General features: G+C 40.8%; 14 protein-coding genes. 13 read left to right on the top strand and 1 reads right to left on the bottom strand.

All coding sequences use genetic code 11. From position 1 onward, the window contains the following. Position 1: 1 nt before the first annotated feature. The 11 genes from rsfS to glgP all read left to right on the top strand — a co-directional run bounded on the left by rsfS (position 2) and on the right by glgP (position 12,995). Positions 2–361 (top strand): ribosome silencing factor, encoded by a 360-nt coding sequence (gene rsfS / locus ODU46_RS08865; protein WP_024407250.1) that lies wholly within the window; start codon positions 2–4, stop codon positions 359–361. A gap of 119 nt (positions 362–480) precedes the next feature. After that, on the top strand, positions 481–927 hold the full coding sequence (locus tag ODU46_RS08860) for an HNH endonuclease (protein ID WP_024384106.1): 447 nt from the start codon (positions 481–483) through the stop codon (positions 925–927). Positions 928–938: 11 nt separating this feature from the next. Further along, positions 939–1,685: a class I SAM-dependent methyltransferase gene (locus ODU46_RS08855; protein ID WP_105155434.1), complete on the top strand. Its 747-nt coding sequence runs from the start codon at positions 939–941 to the stop codon at positions 1,683–1,685. Further along, on the top strand, positions 1,682–2,770 hold the full coding sequence (locus ODU46_RS08850) for a nucleotidyltransferase (protein ID WP_044685681.1): 1,089 nt from the start codon (positions 1,682–1,684) through the stop codon (positions 2,768–2,770). Before ODU46_RS08855 ends, ODU46_RS08850 begins: the two co-directional genes overlap by 4 nt. 1 nt (position 2,771) lies before the next feature. Next, the gene (locus ODU46_RS08845; RefSeq protein WP_024401555.1) at positions 2,772–3,470 is read left to right on the top strand and encodes an ion transporter; all 699 of its coding nucleotides are present in this window, start codon (positions 2,772–2,774) and stop codon (positions 3,468–3,470) included. A gap of 68 nt (positions 3,471–3,538) precedes the next feature. Then, positions 3,539–4,267 (top strand): MerR family transcriptional regulator, encoded by a 729-nt coding sequence (locus ODU46_RS08840; protein WP_105155433.1) that lies wholly within the window; start codon positions 3,539–3,541, stop codon positions 4,265–4,267. 58 nt (positions 4,268–4,325) lie between these two features. After that, positions 4,326–6,014: a P-loop NTPase fold protein gene (locus ODU46_RS08835; protein WP_398579523.1), complete on the top strand. Its 1,689-nt coding sequence runs from the start codon at positions 4,326–4,328 to the stop codon at positions 6,012–6,014. Then, a complete protein-coding gene (locus tag ODU46_RS08830) occupies positions 6,011–6,421 on the top strand; it encodes a peptide deformylase (RefSeq protein ID WP_105136595.1) in 411 nt (136 codons plus the stop codon). The genes ODU46_RS08835 and ODU46_RS08830 overlap by 4 nt, the downstream gene beginning before the upstream one ends. A gap of 527 nt (positions 6,422–6,948) precedes the next feature. Then, a complete protein-coding gene (locus ODU46_RS08825; RefSeq protein ID WP_114866230.1) occupies positions 6,949–9,048 on the top strand; it encodes an ATP-dependent Clp protease ATP-binding subunit in 2,100 nt (699 codons plus the stop codon). Positions 9,049–9,229: 181 nt separating this feature from the next. Next, positions 9,230–10,738: a 4-alpha-glucanotransferase gene (malQ, locus tag ODU46_RS08820; RefSeq protein WP_336372857.1), complete on the top strand. Its 1,509-nt coding sequence runs from the start codon at positions 9,230–9,232 to the stop codon at positions 10,736–10,738. Further along, positions 10,731–12,995: a glycogen/starch/alpha-glucan family phosphorylase gene (gene glgP / locus ODU46_RS08815; protein ID WP_238710535.1), complete on the top strand. Its 2,265-nt coding sequence runs from the start codon at positions 10,731–10,733 to the stop codon at positions 12,993–12,995. Before malQ ends, glgP begins: the two co-directional genes overlap by 8 nt. Before the next feature lie 229 nt (positions 12,996–13,224). Here glgP and ODU46_RS08810 read toward each other — a convergent pair whose 3' ends face one another. Beyond that, positions 13,225–13,932: a UTRA domain-containing protein gene (locus ODU46_RS08810; RefSeq protein WP_004194205.1), complete on the bottom strand. Its 708-nt coding sequence runs from the start codon at positions 13,930–13,932 to the stop codon at positions 13,225–13,227. Between the two features lie 199 nt (positions 13,933–14,131). On the opposite strand from ODU46_RS08810, the gene ODU46_RS08805 reads away from it, so the two are divergent. Together ODU46_RS08805 and ODU46_RS08800 are read left to right on the top strand one after the other, a co-directional pair. Continuing rightward, positions 14,132–14,923, top strand: coding sequence for an endonuclease/exonuclease/phosphatase family protein (locus ODU46_RS08805; RefSeq protein WP_014637507.1), 792 nt, complete (start codon positions 14,132–14,134; stop codon positions 14,921–14,923). Positions 14,924–14,956: 33 nt separating this feature from the next. Then, positions 14,957–17,125, top strand: coding sequence for a PTS transporter subunit IIBC (locus ODU46_RS08800; protein ID WP_398579522.1), 2,169 nt, complete (start codon positions 14,957–14,959; stop codon positions 17,123–17,125). The last annotated feature ends 215 nt before the right edge of the window (positions 17,126–17,340 follow it).

Here is a 17,340-nt window from a genome sequence, read left to right as displayed (position 1 = left end):
GATGAAAGAACTAGATTTAGTAAAAGTTGTGGTTCAGGCTGCTGATGACAAGCGAGCTGAGGACCTTGTTGTAATTGATGTTCAAGGCGTGACCAGCCTGACAGACTACTTTGTGATTGCCAGCTCCATGAACAGTCGCCAGTTGGAGGCTATTGCGGAAAACATCCGTGAAAAGGTAGCGGAAGTTGGGATCAAGGGTAGCCGTGTAGAAGGCGATAGTAACGGTGGCTGGGTCCTTTTGGACCTTGGAGGCGTAGTTGTTCATATCTTCTCAGAAGAAATGCGTGACCTCTACAACCTTGAAAAATTATGGCACGAAGGCAGCTTCCTAGAAGTCGCAGAACTTTTAGAAGAGGAATAGTGAGAGCGGAGAGAACTCGACTGACAAAAAGGGTTTGTCAACAACTCAAAACTCTGACTTTTTGAACACAGTGTGAGTTAATGAAGCAGTCGATTGGCTGCTTTTTATGAAAGGAAAATATGGCAGCATCTAAAAGTAAGCGGTCACGAAGAGAATTTTTCAAAAATAATGTCGCAGTAAATGAGAAGGATTTTCCTTCTGATGAATTTGAGGTGCATCACGTTATAGAGTGGGCTGAGATTGATGAGGAAAATCACTTATCGAGACAGAAAATCGACACTTATAAAAATATGTTTCTTCTGAGTAAAGAAGTACATAAAGAAATTACAAGAAAAACAAATTCCTCTCGTGCGTCGAATAGAGGACAATATGGAGTAACACCTAGAAAATTCTATAAAGTTGAAATTTATGATGATATTGAGGAAATATTAGTGAAATTAATAAATATTATGGACTTTAAAGATTTTATAGAGTTAAAATATGGAAAAGATATCTTTTTTGATTTAAAAAATAAGGACATCATCTTGAAATATAATGAAGAAATGTTAGAAGAACATTTCGGATAATGGAGAAAAATATGGCAACTTATGAAACCTTTGCGGCGGTCTATGATGAAATCATGGATGACAGCTTGTATGATAAATGGACAGATTTTAGCTTGCGGAACTTGCCACAAGATACCAAGACAATTTTAGAATTGGCCTGTGGGACAGGGATTCAGGCTGTGCGTTTTGCTCAAAAGGGTTATGAGGTGACAGGGCTTGACCTGTCCTATGAAATGATGGAATTGGCCCAGAAAAAAGCAGAAGCTGCTGGTGTCATGATGGAACTGGCCCAAGCAGATATGATGGCTCTGGAAGGTGTTGGAGATTTCGATGCGGTGACCTGTTACTCGGACAGCCTTTGCTACATGGCGGACCAAGAAGCTGTTTTACGGGTTTTTGAGGGTGTTCACTCTGTTCTCAATCAAGGTGGTACTTTCCTTTTTGACGTTCACTCCATCTATCAAATGGAGGAAGTCTTTGCAGGCTATAGCTACCATGAAAACTATGAGGATTTTGCCTTTGTCTGGGACACCTATGAGGGGGAGCATGAGCATTCCATTGTTCATGAATTGACCTTCTTTGTCAAAGATGAGGACAGTCAAGAGGAGAGGTTTATCCGTCGGGACGAAGTTCACGAAGAGCGAACCTATTCGATTGAAACCTATGTGGAATTATTGAAAGAAGCTGGTTTTACATCTGTGGAAGTCTTTGCGGATTTTGAGGATAAGGCACCTACTAAAACAAGCCAGCGGTGGTTTTTCAAGGCGGTCAAGGCATGATTTCAGGGATAATAGCAGAATACAATCCTTTTCACACGGGGCATAAATATCTGCTGGAACAGGCGGAAGGATTGAAAATTGTAGTTATGTCTGGCAATTTTATGCAACGGGGTGAGCCAGCCATTGTGGATAAGTGGACACGGGCTCAGATGGCTTTGGAACACGGGGCAGATCTTGTTGTCGAGATGCCCTTTTTGGTGTCGGTCCAGTCGGCTGACCATTTTGCCAAGGGAGCAATCAGTATTTTACACAGGCTAGGTGTGGAAAAACTGGTTTTCGGTACGGAAGAAATGCTGGATTACCAGAAAATTGCGGATATCTATGTGGATAAGTCGGAAGAGATGGAAAATTTTGTGAAAAACTTGCCAGACAATTTCTCTTATCCACAGAAGACCCAGGCTATGTGGCAGGAGTTTGCTGGGCTGACTTTCACAGGTGACACACCCAATCATATTCTGGCTCTGGCTTATGCTAAGGCGGTGGCTGGAACAGGCATTCAGCTCAGCCCTGTTCAACGGCAGGGAGCTGGTTTTCATTCGGAAGAGGTGGAAACGTCCTACGCCTCGGCGACAGCTATCCGCAAGGGTGCTGACCAGCTGGACTTGGTGCGTGGCTTTTTACCGTCTGCTAGTCTCTTTGAAGAGGCGACCAAGGTAAGCTGGAGAAATTATTTTCCGCAGCTCCGCTACCAGATTGCGACCCACCCAGATCTCAGTCAGGTCTTTCAGGTCAACGAAGAACTAGCCAGTCGTATCCGCTCTGCCATTGGGAGCGTAGCGACCGTGGAGGAGTTAGTGGAGGCCGTTGCGACCAAGCGCTACACCAAGGCGCGGGTGCGTCGGGTGCTGACCTACATCTTGGTCAATGCGGTGGAAACTCCCTTACCAGATGCGGTCCATGTCCTAGGCTTTTCTGCTCGAGGTCAGGCCTATCTCAAGCAGGTCAAGGAGCGGGTGGATCTGGTGACGCGGATCGGCAAAGAGCCCTGGGACAGCCTGACCCAGCAGGCGGATGCGGTCTATCAACTCGGCGCTGACGCAATGGCTGAGCAGACCTACGGGCGCGTGCCGGTGAGGGTGGAGTGAGATGAGGGAAAAATTATTTTGTATTCTAGAAAATGATAATGATAGTTTATTGTCACGTTGCTATAACTTAATAATGTTATTTGCAATAGTGGTTAGTTTGATTCCTTTGATGTCTAAGCATACGAATTCTTTTCATTTGTTAATGGATTATATTTCGACTGCTATTTTTTGCTTGGATTATCTTTTTAGAATACTAACAGCTGATTTCAAATTGCAAAAAGGAAAACTATCATTTCTGTTCTACCCATTTAGCCTATTAGCCATAGTGGACTTATTGTCCATTTTACCGACTTTTTTATATTTTAATAACAGTCTTCGATTATTGAAAATTGTACGGATGGGGCGAGTACTTCGAGTTTTCAAAGTTATCCGCTATTCAAAAAACATTCAGATTTTGACGAATGTTTTGCAAAATCAAAAAGAGTCATTATTGCTAGTAGCAAGCCTGGCTGTTGGTTATATTTTCTTTACTGCTTTGTTGATATTTTCTGTTGAACCAGATACATTTGAAACATTTTTTGATGCAATTTATTGGGCGACAATTTCATTAACTACTGTTGGTTATGGTGATATATTTGCAACAACAATACTAGGAAAAATCATTACAATGTTTTCTTCGATAATTGGAATTGCGATTGTTGCTCTACCTGCGGGGATTATTACGGCTGGCTATATGAATGAAATTACAAAGAAGGGATAAAAAATTCATTTTTCCCTTGACTCTCACCTTACGTTATCCCTTATACTGATCATAGAGAGGAGATTTCTATGAACGAAAATTGGACAGTTAAGCAGGTCAGTCAGTTGACAGGATTGACGGTGAGGACCCTGCACCACTATGACCAGATTGGTTTGCTCAAACCAGTATTTGTGGCTGAGAATGGTTATCGCTACTATAATCAGGAGAATTTGGCTCGTCTGCAGGAAATTCTCTTATTTCGTGAGTTGGACTTTCCTCTCAAAGATATTCAGCAGCTTCTGGATGTGACGGAGATCAATCGTCAGCAGGTCTTGCGGAACCATATTACCCTTTTAGAGCTCAAAAGGGAACGGCTGGACCGCATCATCAATCACGCCAGATTGCTCACAGAAAAAGGAGGAGAAGTCATGGACTTTCACGCGTTTGACAGCAGTCAACTAGAAGCCTACAAGGCGGAGGCCAAGGAGCGGTGGGGACAGACCGCGGCCTATGCTGAGTTTGAAGAAGGTTACGATGCCAGTAAGGATCAAGCGTTTGCCCGAGAGATGCAGGCTATTTTTGAAGCTTTTGGAAAAATGCAGAGCTTGGAAGCAAGTCATCCAGATGTACAGGATCAGGTAGCTACTTTGCAGGCCTATATCACGGAAAACTTCTACACCTGCACCAAGGAAATCTTGCAGGGGCTAGGTCTTATGTACGTTGAAGATGAACGATTTTCAGCCAACATTGACCGAGCAGGTGGACCAGGAACAGCAACCTTTGTCAGCAAGGCCATCGCGGTCTATTGCAAAGAATAAACGAAAGAAGTCTAGTGAGAACTAGGCTTTTTTGCTATACTAAAATGAGGAGGAAGTTATGAAGGAAAAAATATGCAAGAAGTTAAAAGAACTCGCCACAAAGCCAGTACGGCGAATTGATTGGAGCGGAGAGAGATGGTTTGTCCGAAGATATAAGCAAGTTTTGGCTTTGGCGTGGATTGCCTATTTTCTTTTGCGAGAAGAGTTAGTGAAGGAAATTCTCAGACCAGTGGGTGATTATCTGTTGGATTTTCCCTGGATACAATGGCCATATGTGAATAGATTGACTATTTTGTTAGCTTTCACTTTCCTGCTTTTCCTTGCGAAGATTATTTTTAACATCTTGCGATGGCTTAATGTTATCCGTTATTTTCCACTAGGTAAGAAAAAATACCCTGAATATGACTTCCCTTTTCAAGAGGAACTGGTTTCTTTCTTGAATCGAAAGGAAGAACGAGGTAGGAATATCTTTTGGTTAGATGGTTCGTGGGGAAGTGGGAAAACCCACTTTATTCGCACATTCTTTGAAAATCAACTTTACAAACCGCGTGAGATTTATTATATCTCCTGTTTTGGCATTCGGACCAGGGAACAGGCGGAGAAGGTACTGATTGATGAGATTGAGCAACATTCAACCTTTGGGAGTTTGGACCATATTCCCGTTGTCAGTAGCCTTGTGAAATGGACTTATAAAATTCTAGGTCTAGATTTGATGAAAAAACATTCTCTTGTTATTTTCGATGATTTGGAACGTGTAGCTTATAGTGAAAAGAAAGGAGATAGCCAGGAAGAATACACGGATAGTCCTGAGGATTATAACGATCTTCTTGGTTTTATAGACCACCTTGCTAACCACCGTAATCAAAAAGTACTTGTCTTGATGAATAAGGAAGATATGGAAAATACTTATCAACAGATTATTGAAGGGAAATTTAAACCAACTGTTACAAATATCCCAGACCAAGACAAAATTATTGAACTTGTAGTGGAAAGATATTGCGATGAGTCATTTGTTAGAGATTTTTTGATAGAATTATTCAAGCTACTATCTTGTTGGAATTCGGTCAATTTACGGGAAATACAAAACTCTATAGAACAATTTCGATTTGATTTTAACCAGAATGATTCCTATGAAACTATTGTATTGAAAATAATGAATAAGTGGTCCACTCTAAGAGAGTTTTTATTCGATTATGATGCCGAAGTGAAAAATAAGGCCCTGTACTCTCCATACTATCAAGTAATATATTTAGTTGATAACTTGATGTATGATTTTGAACAAAGAGAATTGGATGAAGTAAAAATTGACAAACAATTAAAGCATTATCAAGCAATGATGGCTATTCTTTGGAGAAAAGGCTATAAGAATCTTATTTGGCATTATGATAGTCGAGCTGTAGAAGTAGGTGAGGAGACAAAACAGTACGCAATGCCTGAATATAGTGCGTTATTCGTAGAAAAGCTATTGGTGGAAATCTACTATGATTTACAGGATGATAATTTAAAACAAAATTATATTTTTAAAAGAGATATAGAAGAGGTAGAAAAGAGAAAAAGACTATTTATTACCCATCTAAAACCGACTATAAAAATTAATGGTAAGCAACTAGGTAGCCTATTTACTGCGAATGAGTTAGAGAGTTATCAGGACAATCATTTCAATGATGGTAACGTAGTTAGAGTAAGATACTTAAAAGACTGGCAAGCTTATTTCGCTTCCCAAACAAACGAAGGAGACACCCCATGATTCAACCTATTATGAAAGACATTTTCTTCCTGCAGCAGAAGTCTGAGCCTGCGACTCAGCTAGATGTGCAGGTCGGTCAAGATTTGCAGGATACTTTATCAGCCAACGCTCACGCCTGCGTGGGCATGGCGGCTAACATGATTGGCGTCAAAAAGCGGATTATCATCGTCAACATGGGCTTCACCAACCTGGTCATGTATAATCCCGTCCTCATCAGCAAGACCAAGCCCTATCAGACAGAGGAAGGCTGTCTGTCGCTGGAAGGTACCCGCCCGACGACACGCTATCAGGAGATTGAAGTGGAGTTTTTTGATGCTTCATGGAAAAGGCAGAGCCTAAAGCTGACAGATTTCCAAGCTCAGATTGTCCAGCATGAACTGGATCATTTGGAAGGGATTATCATCTAGTAGCTACCGAATCTACCGTCAGGTAGATTTTTTATCGTCGTTTAGTTTATCTTTTATTACGTCGTTAACTCACCTTGCCTAACTCCAGTTATGTCTGCGGCTCGTTGCCTAGTACTAAAAGTAAACTAAAAGACTATATCAAAAAGTCAAAAAAGGTCAAACAAAACCGTTGACTTTTACTGACCAATGGTGTAGAATAAGATTCGTAAGGTAAAGGACCTTACGAATTCTTTGAACAAAAGGTCAGTTTAGGTCAAACTAAAAAGTTTGACTGACTAATTGACTAATTGACTAAATGATCAGTAAAAGACAAACTTCTAAGGAGGTTAGGATGAAAGACAGGATTATACCCTACTAGCGTCATTTAGTTTATCTTTTATTACTGCGTTAACTCGCTTTGCCGTACTCCAGTACTGTCTTCAGCTCGTTGCCTAGTACTAAAAGCAAACTAAAAGACTAAATCTATTTTTTCAAAAAAAGGTCAGTAAAAGTCAAAAACAATAGAATTTATAAACGAGGTAAAAACTATGAACAACAATTTCAATAATTTTAACAATATGGATGATATTTTCAATCAACTTATGGGCAACATGGGTGGCTACAGCACAGAGCGTCGCCGTTATTCTATCAATGGGCGTGAAGTGACACCGGAGGAATTTGCCATTTACCGTCAGACTGGTCGCCTGCCACAGACAGAAGAAGTGGCTCAAACTCAGGCTAAAGGTCAGATAAAGTCAGACGGAATTCTGGCAAAACTTGGTCGCAATTTGACACAAGATGCGCGTGAAGGGAAGTTGGATCCAGTCATTGGACGAAACAAGGAAATCCAAGAAACATCTGAAATTCTGGCTCGCCGTACCAAGAACAATCCTGTTCTGGTTGGTGATGCGGGTGTTGGTAAAACTGCGGTAGTAGAAGGCTTGGCTCAAGCCATTGTCAATGGTGATGTGCCAGCAGCCATTAAGAACAAGGAAATCATCTCCATCGACATTTCAGGCTTGGAAGCTGGGACTCAGTATCGTGGAGCTTTTGAGGAAAATGTGCAGAATCTTGTGGATGAAGTCAAAAAAGCTGGAAATATCATTCTCTTCTTTGATGAAATTCATCAGATTTTGGGAGCTGGCAGCACTGGTGGAGACTCAGGTTCCAAGGGCTTAGCGGATATTCTCAAACCAGCTCTTTCCCGCGGAGAGTTAACTGTTATCGGTGCTACTACCCAAGATGAATACCGCAATACCATTCACAAGAACGCCGCTCTGGCTCGTCGTTTCAATGAAGTCAAGGTTAATGCTCCGTCCGCAGAAGACACCTACCAGATTCTGAAAGGGATTAAGCCGCTTTATGAAGCCCACCACAATATTGAATTGCCAGATGAGGTTTTGAGAGCTGCGGTTGATTATTCCGTCCAATATATTCCACAACGTAGCTTGCCAGACAAGGCTATTGACCTGATCGATGTGACCGCTGCTCACTTAGCTGCACAACATCCTGTGACAGATATTCAGACCTTAGAAGCAGAAATGGCTGAGGCAAAACAGTTGCAGTTGGAAGCGGCTGAGAAAGAGGATTATGAAAAAGCCTTGAATGAAAAAGTCCGTATCGACAAGCTCCAAGAACAAATTGACAACCATACGGAGCAACAGAAAGTGGTAGCGACCGTCAATGATGTGGCTCAGGCGGTTGAGCGAATGACAGGAATTCCAGTTTCTCAAATGGGAGCTTCTGACATTGAACGACTCAAGGAATTGAAACATCGCCTGGAGACAAATGTCATTGGTCAAGACGATGCGGTGGAAGCAGTATCTCGTGCCATTCGTCGAAATCGTGCAGGTTTTGATGACGGAAACCGTCCAATTGGTTCCTTCCTCTTTGTCGGTCCGACAGGTGTGGGTAAGACAGAGTTGGCAAAACAGTTAGCGCTAGACTTGTTTGGTAACAAGGATGCCATTATTCGTTTGGATATGTCGGAATACAGCGATCGGACAGCCGTTTCCAAATTAATCGGGACCACAGCTGGTTATGTTGGATATGATGACAATTCCCATACTCTTACCGAGCGTGTCCGCCGCAATCCTTACTCCATTGTCCTCTTGGATGAAATTGAAAAAGCAGATCCACAAGTGATTACCCTCCTTTTGCAAGTGCTAGATGATGGGCATTTGACTGATGGACAGGGCAACCAAGTTAACTTTAAAAATACCATTATTATCGCGACTTCTAATGCTGGTTTTGGTTATGGAATGCCAGAAGGTGAAGAAAATCAAGACATCATGGACCGCATCGCCCCATTCTTCCGTCCGGAGTTCCTTAATCGTTTTAACGCAGTTATCGAATTCAAGCACTTGGATAAAGATGATCTCAAAGCCATTGTAGAATTACTCTTGGCCCAGGTCAATAAGACCCTGGCGAAGAAAGGCATCCAATTAACGGTAACAGAAGCAGTGAAAGAATTTTTGATGGAAGAAGGCTATGACCAGGCCATGGGAGCTCGTCCTCTGCGCCGTGTGATTGAAAATCAGATTCGAGACAAGGTAACAGATTACTATTTGGATCATGTTGATGTCAAATATCTGGAAGCGGATGTGGTTGATGGAAGCATCCAAATAAAAGAGCAAAGCTTTGCTTAAAAATAGTGAAGAATTCGAAAAATCGGATAGAAATATCTGATTTTTTCTTTTTGTTATTCGCTAACAAATGCTATAAAATAGGCTTTTTAGAGCATATTAAAACTTTTTTTATAAAACCCTTGACAAGTGCAAACGTTTGCGTTAAACTATATTCGTAACCGACAGAAAGGAAAACGTTTTTATGACAAATCGTACCAGTGGAATTTTGATGCATATTACCTCACTTCCAGGTAAGTTTGGTATTGGTACTTTTGGACAGTCTGCCTATGATTTTGTAGATTTCTTGGTAGAAACCAAGCAAACCTACTGGCAGATTTTACCACTAACAACTACAAGCTATGGAGATTCTCCTTACCAGTCTTTCTCTGCTATTGCAGGAAATACACACTTGATAGACTTTGACCTCTTGGTTGAAGATGGCTTATTGGCAACAGAAGATTTCCAAGATGTAAATTTTGGAGATAATCCTGAAAAAGTAGACTATGCTCTTATCTATCAAGCACGTCGTCCAATTTTGGAAAAAGCTGTTCAAGCATTTTTACAAGATGATAAGAAGAAGGCTGCTTTTCTAGAGTTTGAAAAGGCTAACTCATCTTGGTTGACAGATTATGCGGAGTTCATGGCTATCAAGGAATACTTTGGAAATAAAGCTCTCCAAGAATGGGAAGATAAAAAAGTTGTAGCTCGCAACGAGGAAGCTCTTGATAAGTACCGCTTAGAATTGGCAAATCAAATCGACTACTACAAAGTCACACAGTATTTCTTCTTCAGCCAATGGAAACAATTGAAAGAATATGCCAACAAACACCACATCAAAATCATCGGAGACATGCCAATCTATGTTTCTGCTGATAGCGTTGAAGTGTGGACAAAACCCCAACTATTCAAATTGGACAGTGAACGCAAGCCGCTTTATGTAGCAGGTGTACCAGCTGATAACTTCTCGGCAGATGGTCAATTATGGGGAAATCCTATTTACGATTGGCCAGAACATGAAAAAACAGGCTATAACTGGTGGATTTATCGTATCCATGAAAGTTTCAAACTTTATGATGTCCTTCGGATTGACCATTTCAAAGGTTTCTCAGACTTCTGGCAAGTTGATGGTAAGGCAGAGGTGGCAAAAGTTGGAACTTGGGAACCAGGTCCTGGCTACAATCTCTTCAAGGCTGTCAAAGAAACACTTGGAGACCTTCCAATCATTGCAGAAGACCTTGGAAACATTGACGCTAAAGCTCGCAAATTGCTTGCAGATTGTGGCTATCCAGGCATGAAAATCTTAGAATTTGGTTTCTTTGATGTAACAGGTAAGAGTATCGATGCTCCACACCGTTGCATTCCAAATTCAGTTGCCTACACTGGAACTCACGATAATGAGGTTGTCAACGGCTGGTACAACAATCTTGATCCAGAACAACAAGAATACGTGGACGCCTACAGCAACCGTAAGCCGATTGAAAAAGTTAGCCAAGCTATGCTCCGTATGCTGTTTGCAACAGTGAGTGATACAGCTATTGCAACCATGCAAGACGTCCTAGACTTGGGTGAAGAAAGTCGAATGAATATGCCGTCAACTATCGGTGGAAACTGGGAATGGCGCATGAAAGCTGAAGACTTGACCCAAGAACGCAAAGACTTCTTGACAAAAATGACATTACTATACCAACGAGGAAATGAAAACCATGACTAAATTTACAACATTTGCAGAAACAAACACTTCGAAAAAATTAGCTGATTTGACAAATGAAGAAATCTATCTTCAATTGTTAAACTACGTAAAAGAAGCTGCAGCTACAAAACCAAAAAACACAGGAAAACGTAAAGTTTACTATATCTCAGCTGAGTTCCTTATCGGTAAACTCTTGTCAAACAACTTGATCAACTTGGGTGTTTACAAAGACGTTCAAGCAGAATTAGCAGCAGCTGGTAAATCATTGGCTCAAGTTGAAGACGTTGAACCAGAACCATCACTTGGTAACGGTGGTTTGGGACGTCTAGCTTCATGTTTCGTTGATTCTATGTCAACACTTGCTATCAACGGTGAAGGTGTTGGTCTGAACTACCACTGTGGTCTTTTCCGTCAAGTATTTAAGAAAAATGAGCAAGAAGCAGAGCCAAACTTCTGGATTGAAAATGATTCTTGGTTGATTCCAACAACTATCAGCTATGATGTTCCATTCAAAAACTTCACTTTGAAATCAAAATTGGATCGTCTTGATATTCTTGGCTATAAAAAAGAGACTAAGAACTACCTCAATTTGTTTGACATTGAGTCAGTAAACTATGACTTGATTACAGATGGTATTTCATTTGACAAGACTGATATTAAAGAAAACTTGACACTCTTCTTGTACCCAGATGATTCTGATAAGAATGGTGAATTGCTCCGTATCTACCAACAATACTTCATGGTATCAAATGCTGCTCAACTTTTGATTGATGAAGCAATTGAGCGCGGTTCAAACTTGCATGACTTGGCTGACTACGCTTATGTGCAAATCAACGATACTCACCCATCAATGGTGATTCCTGAGTTGATCCGTCTTTTGACTGAAAAACATGGTATTGAATTTGCGGAAGCAGTCACCATCGTTAAGAATATGACTGGTTACACAAACCACACTATCTTGGCGGAAGCGCTTGAAAAATGGCCACTTGAGTTCCTTGAAGAAGTGGTGCCGCACTTGGTTGATATTATCAAAGAATTGGATGCCCTTATTCGTGCAGAAATTAAAGACCCAGCAGTCCAAATCATTGATGAATCAGGTCGTGTACACATGGCTCACATGGATATCCACTTCTCTAACTCAGTGAACGGTGTAGCTGCGCTTCACACAGAAATCCTCAAAAACTCTGAATTGAAAGCTTTCTACGAGCTTTACCCAGAAAAATTCAACAATAAGACAAACGGTATCACTTTCCGCCGTTGGTTGGAATTTGCCAACCAAGACCTCGCTGACTACATCAAAGAATTGATTGGCGATGAATACTTGACAGATGCTACTAAACTTGAAAAATTGCTTGCCTTTGCTGATGACAAGGAAGTTCATGCTAAGTTGGCTGAAATTAAGTTCAACAATAAGTTGGCTCTCAAACGTTACCTTAAAGACAATAAAGGTATCGAGCTGGATGAAAATTCTATCATTGATACACAAATCAAACGTTTCCACGAGTACAAACGCCAACAAATGAATGCCTTGTATGTTATCCATAAATACCTTGAAATCAAGAATGGTAACCTTCCAAAACGTAAAATCACTGTTATCTTCGGTGGTAAAGCGGCACCTGCCTACATCATTGCACAAGATATCATTCATTTGATTCTTTGCTTGTCAGAGTTGATCAACAATGACCCAGAAGTAAATAAATACCTCAATGTTCACTTGGTAGAAAACTACAATGTAACTGTAGCTGAAAAATTGATTCCAGCAACTGATATTTCAGAACAAATCTCATTGGCTTCTAAAGAAGCGTCAGGTACTGGTAACATGAAATTCATGTTGAACGGTGCATTGACACTCGGTACCATGGACGGTGCCAACGTTGAGATTGCTGAGTTGGCTGGTATGGACAACATCTATACATTTGGTAAGGATTCAGATACCATTATCGACTTGTACGACAAGGCTGGTTACGTATCTGCGGACTACTACAATGGTGATGCCAACATCAAACGTGCGGTTGACTTTATCGTTAGCGATGAGGTAAAAGCACTTGGTAACGAAGAACGCCTTGCACGCTTGCACCATGAATTGATTTCGAAAGACTGGTTCATGACCTTGATTGACTTGGCTGAATACATCGAAGTAAAAGAACAAGTCTTTGCAGATTACGAAGATCAAGATTCATGGAACAAGAAAGTTGTTCATAACATTGCTAAAGCTGGATTCTTCTCTTCAGACCGTACTATTGAACAGTACAACCAAGACATCTGGCACAGTAACTAATTGAATTCCAACAATTAGTAGGAAAGTTGATTGAACCACTCCAAAACTTATCAGATCAATTCTTCCTATGTGTTGAAGAATAAAAAACTATCAGTTTTTACCATTATTGGTGCTCTCCTTAGTATATAAATGCAAAGAATGTCTCTGCAAAAAAGCGGAGACATTCTTTTTATAACTATAAAATTCTAGAAGTTTTGTACACTTGGTCGAAAAAATCGAAAGTTTCCTTTTACCGTTTCGCCATAGAAACAAAGCTAACTTTGTCTGGACGGTAGCTAATGGTCCCATACTGGAAAGCTTGACCATTTGAAAGATAGGTGATACTAGTGACCACGACGACCATATCATAGTCTCCTAAGTCCATCAATTGTTTTTCTTCTTCGTTTGCAAAACGGAAGGAGATTTCACGTCTGGAATGAGAAATTGTTAAATGGAGTTCTTCTTCTAAGTAGCGGTAAATAGAGCTTTCGGCAATTTCTTTGCTGAGATAAGGGACGACCCTACGGTCGAAATAGGAAATGTCATATTCCAACCGCTCACCATCAATTGTCCGTACCCGACTCACTCGATAGAAATCTACCTTATCATCAACTTCGAAAGTTGACATTAAATCTTCTTGACCTTGAATAATATAAAGCGAAGTAAGTTGGGTCTGGATTTGGTGCTGTGATCTTTTGTTCAATTCGCCCGCTGTTTTAATTTCAGAAAGATACTGGTCCTTCATTAGACCATGTTCGATAACAATAGAAGATTTCCCCTGTTTCTTTTGAATATAACCATCCATTTCAAGAAGAGATAGGGCTTTGCGAATGGTGTCCTTGGAGTAGGAATACACTTCCATTAATTCATTTTCTGTCGGTAGGGCCTGTCCAGTTGACCAAACCTGCTCTTCGATTTTTTTCTTAATATCTTGATAAACTTTTTTATACTTACTCATAGTTTCCTGTCTTTCTACCCATTAGTGTATCATAAAAGAGCCAGAAAGGGGCAATACATCTATTTTATTTAGTAGAATACACAACTTTTACGTAAAAGTTTAAAATATTACGGAAAAGTTATTGACTAATGCAAACGTTTACGTTATACTATATCTATAAAAAGAAAACGGTTACGCATTTTCAGAGAGAGGGGGAGCAATGAAATTACTAACAATTAATGTCCATGCCTGGTTAGAAGAAAGGCAGGATGAAAAACTAGATGTTTTAGCCCAAACAATAGCTGAAAAGGCTTATGATGTCATCGCTCTTCAAGAAGTCAATCAGCTCATAACTGCTGATTTGGTAACGAAAGACTTGAAGGCGGATAATTATGGCTTGATTTTATTAGAAAAATTAAGAGCCTTGGGACAATTTGACTATTCATATTATTGGAGCAACTCACATATCGGCTACGATAAGTACGAAGAAGGGATTGCCTTTCTTACCAAGTTGCCAGTTTATGAAGTGGATCCATTTTATTGTAGTCAGAATAAATCTGTTGATTCCATCCTATCACGAAAAATTATGGGCTTGACGGTCTTCTATCAAGACCAGTTGATCGACCTGTATTCTTGTCACATCAATCTTCCGGGGAGTGAAGAGGAAGACCAGCTTGATAACATTCGTACGATTGTGGAACGGACTGGCAATAGACGTTTTAAGATTCTCATGGGAGATTTTAATACCGATGCCTTCTCAGATCGAGAGGCCTACGAAGCGATTACAGAGCTTGGGCTTTATGATTCATACAATCTAGCGATGGAAAAAGACCAGGGGATTACGGTTGAAAAGGCTATCGATGGCTGGGCTGGTCACAGTCAGGAAAAACGATTGGATTACATTTTCTTAAATCAGAAAAAGGAAGTTTTATCCAGCTTAGTGATTTTCAATGGAGAGAATCGTCCGATTATTTCAGACCATTTTGGTGTGGAAGTTGAAATTAATGTATAAAATGGCACAGAGCCAAAAAATAAAGGAGAAAAAATGAAAAAATTTCTTAGTTTCGAATTTTGGCAAAAATTCGGTAAGTGTTTAATGGTCGTGATTGCAGTTATGCCTGCAGCAGGTCTTATGGTTTCTATCGGAAACTCTATTCCGTTAATCAGCCCAGAATCAGAACTCTTGATTCGTATTGGGAATATTATCGCCCAAATCGGTTGGGGGATTATCGGAAACCTTCACTTGCTCTTTGCCTTGGCTATCGGTGGTAGCTGGGCTAAGGAAAAAGCTGGCGGTGCTTTCTCGGCAGGTCTTGCTTTTATCTTGATTAACTTGATTACTGGTCACTTCTTTGGTGTGACGACTGACATGCTTGCAGATGCAGCGGCAACCGTAACCACTGTTTTTGGAACAGAGATTCCAGTTTCAGGCTACTTCGTCAATATCTTGGGTCAACCTGCTTTGAACATGGGTGTCTTCGTTGGTATCATCGCTGGTTTTGTAGGGGCAACAACCTATAACAAATACTACAATTACCGCAAATTACCTGATGTTTTGACCTTCTTTAACGGTAAACGCTTTGTACCATTTGTGGTTATCTATCGCTCAGTTCTTGTAGCGCTAGGATTAGCTATCTTTTGGCCGGTTGTTCAAACAGGAATCAACAGCTTTGGTAAATGGATTGCAAGCTCACAGGATACAGCACCAATTCTTGCACCTTTTGTTTATGGTACCTTGGAACGTTTGCTTCTTCCATTCGGTCTTCACCACATGTTGACCATTCCAATGAACTATACTTCACTTGGTGGTACCTATGAGATCTTAACAGGTGCACAAGCAGGTACACAAGTATTTGGACAAGATCCGCTCTGGTTGGCTTGGATTACAGACTTGATCAACCTCAAAGACGCTGGTGATATGGCTCAGTACAATGACCTTCTTGCAAACATTACTCCAGCCCGTTTCAAAGTTGGTCAAATGATTGGTTCATCAGGGATTTTGATGGGATTGACTTACGCGATGTACCGCAATGTGGATGAAGATAAAAAACATAAGTACAAAGGTATGTTTATTTCTTCAGCACTTGCAGTATTCTTGACAGGTGTAACAGAACCAATTGAGTTTATGTTCATGTTTGCAGCAATGCCACTCTATGTCGTTTATGCTTTTGTACAAGGTGCGGCTTTTGCCATGGCTGACGTTGTCAACTTGCGTATGCACTCATTTGGTAATATCGAATTCCTTACACGTACACCGATGGCGATTAAAGCTGGTATCGGTATGGATGTTATTAACTTCATCTGGGTAACAGCCCTCTTTGCGGTTGGTATGTACTTTATTGCCAACTTTATGATTAAGAAATTCAACCTAGCAACAGCTGGACGCAATGGTAACTATGATACAGAAACAACGGATGTGGTTTCAAACTCAAACGTAGATACTGCGGATGCCAATTCACAAGTAGTTCAAATCATCAACTTGCTTGGTGGTCGTGATAATATCGCAGATGTGGATGCTTGTATGACTCGCCTTCGTGTTAGTGTTAAAGATGTAGCACAGGTTGGAGATGAAAATGCTTGGAAACAGGCTGGTGCTATGGGCTTGATTATCAAAGACTCAGGTGTTCAAGCAGTTTATGGACCAAAAGCAGATGTTCTCAAATCAGACATTCAAGACTTGCTAGAATCTGGCGTAGCTATTCCTCGTACGGAAATTGTTGCGACAGAAGAAGTTGCTCCTGAGACTCAGTTTAAAGGTGTGACGGAGACAGTTTACTCTGTCGCTGAAGGGCAAGCTATTGGCATTACAGAAGTAAAAGACCCAGTCTTCTCACAAAAAATGATGGGCGACGGTTATGCAGTTGAGCCTAGCTCCGGCAATGTTTACGCACCAGTTTCAGGTATTGTAACTAGTGTCTTCCCAACCAAACACGCTGTCGGTATTTTGTCTGACAAGGGTGTAGAAGTCTTGGTGCACGTCGGCCTAGATACGGTTGCGCTAAACGGTGCTCCATTCTCAGCTAAGGTAACAGATGGCCAACGCGTTGAAGCAGGTGACTTGCTCCTTGTTGCAGACCTTGAAGCTATTCGCTCAGCAGGACGTGAAACAACCATCGTCGTTGCCTTTACAAACACAGCTGAAATCAAATCTGTCAGCCTTGAAAATCTTGGACAAGTCAATCAAGATAGCCAAGTTGCGACAGTTGAGTTGTAAAAAGTAAAAAAAGATTGAAAAGATGATTGCAGTCAATTCTTTTCAATCTTTTTCTTATGGCTTCGAGCCAGTTTTTCTCGTAGAGAAAAACAAGAAAACCACCAGCTATGCTGGTGGCTGACAAGGCTTTGAGCTTCCATTTCTTTTTCCTGATATAATCTAATTGTTCAGGTTAGATAAAGGAGGAAAAAGAAATGGCTAAAACCAGTTACAGT

It is taken from the genome of Streptococcus sp. 2020WUSS089, assembly GCF_044427405.1.
In the GTDB taxonomy this organism is placed as follows: domain Bacteria; phylum Bacillota; class Bacilli; order Lactobacillales; family Streptococcaceae; genus Streptococcus; species Streptococcus hashimotonensis.
This window is presented reverse-complemented; position numbering and strand designations above follow the sequence as displayed.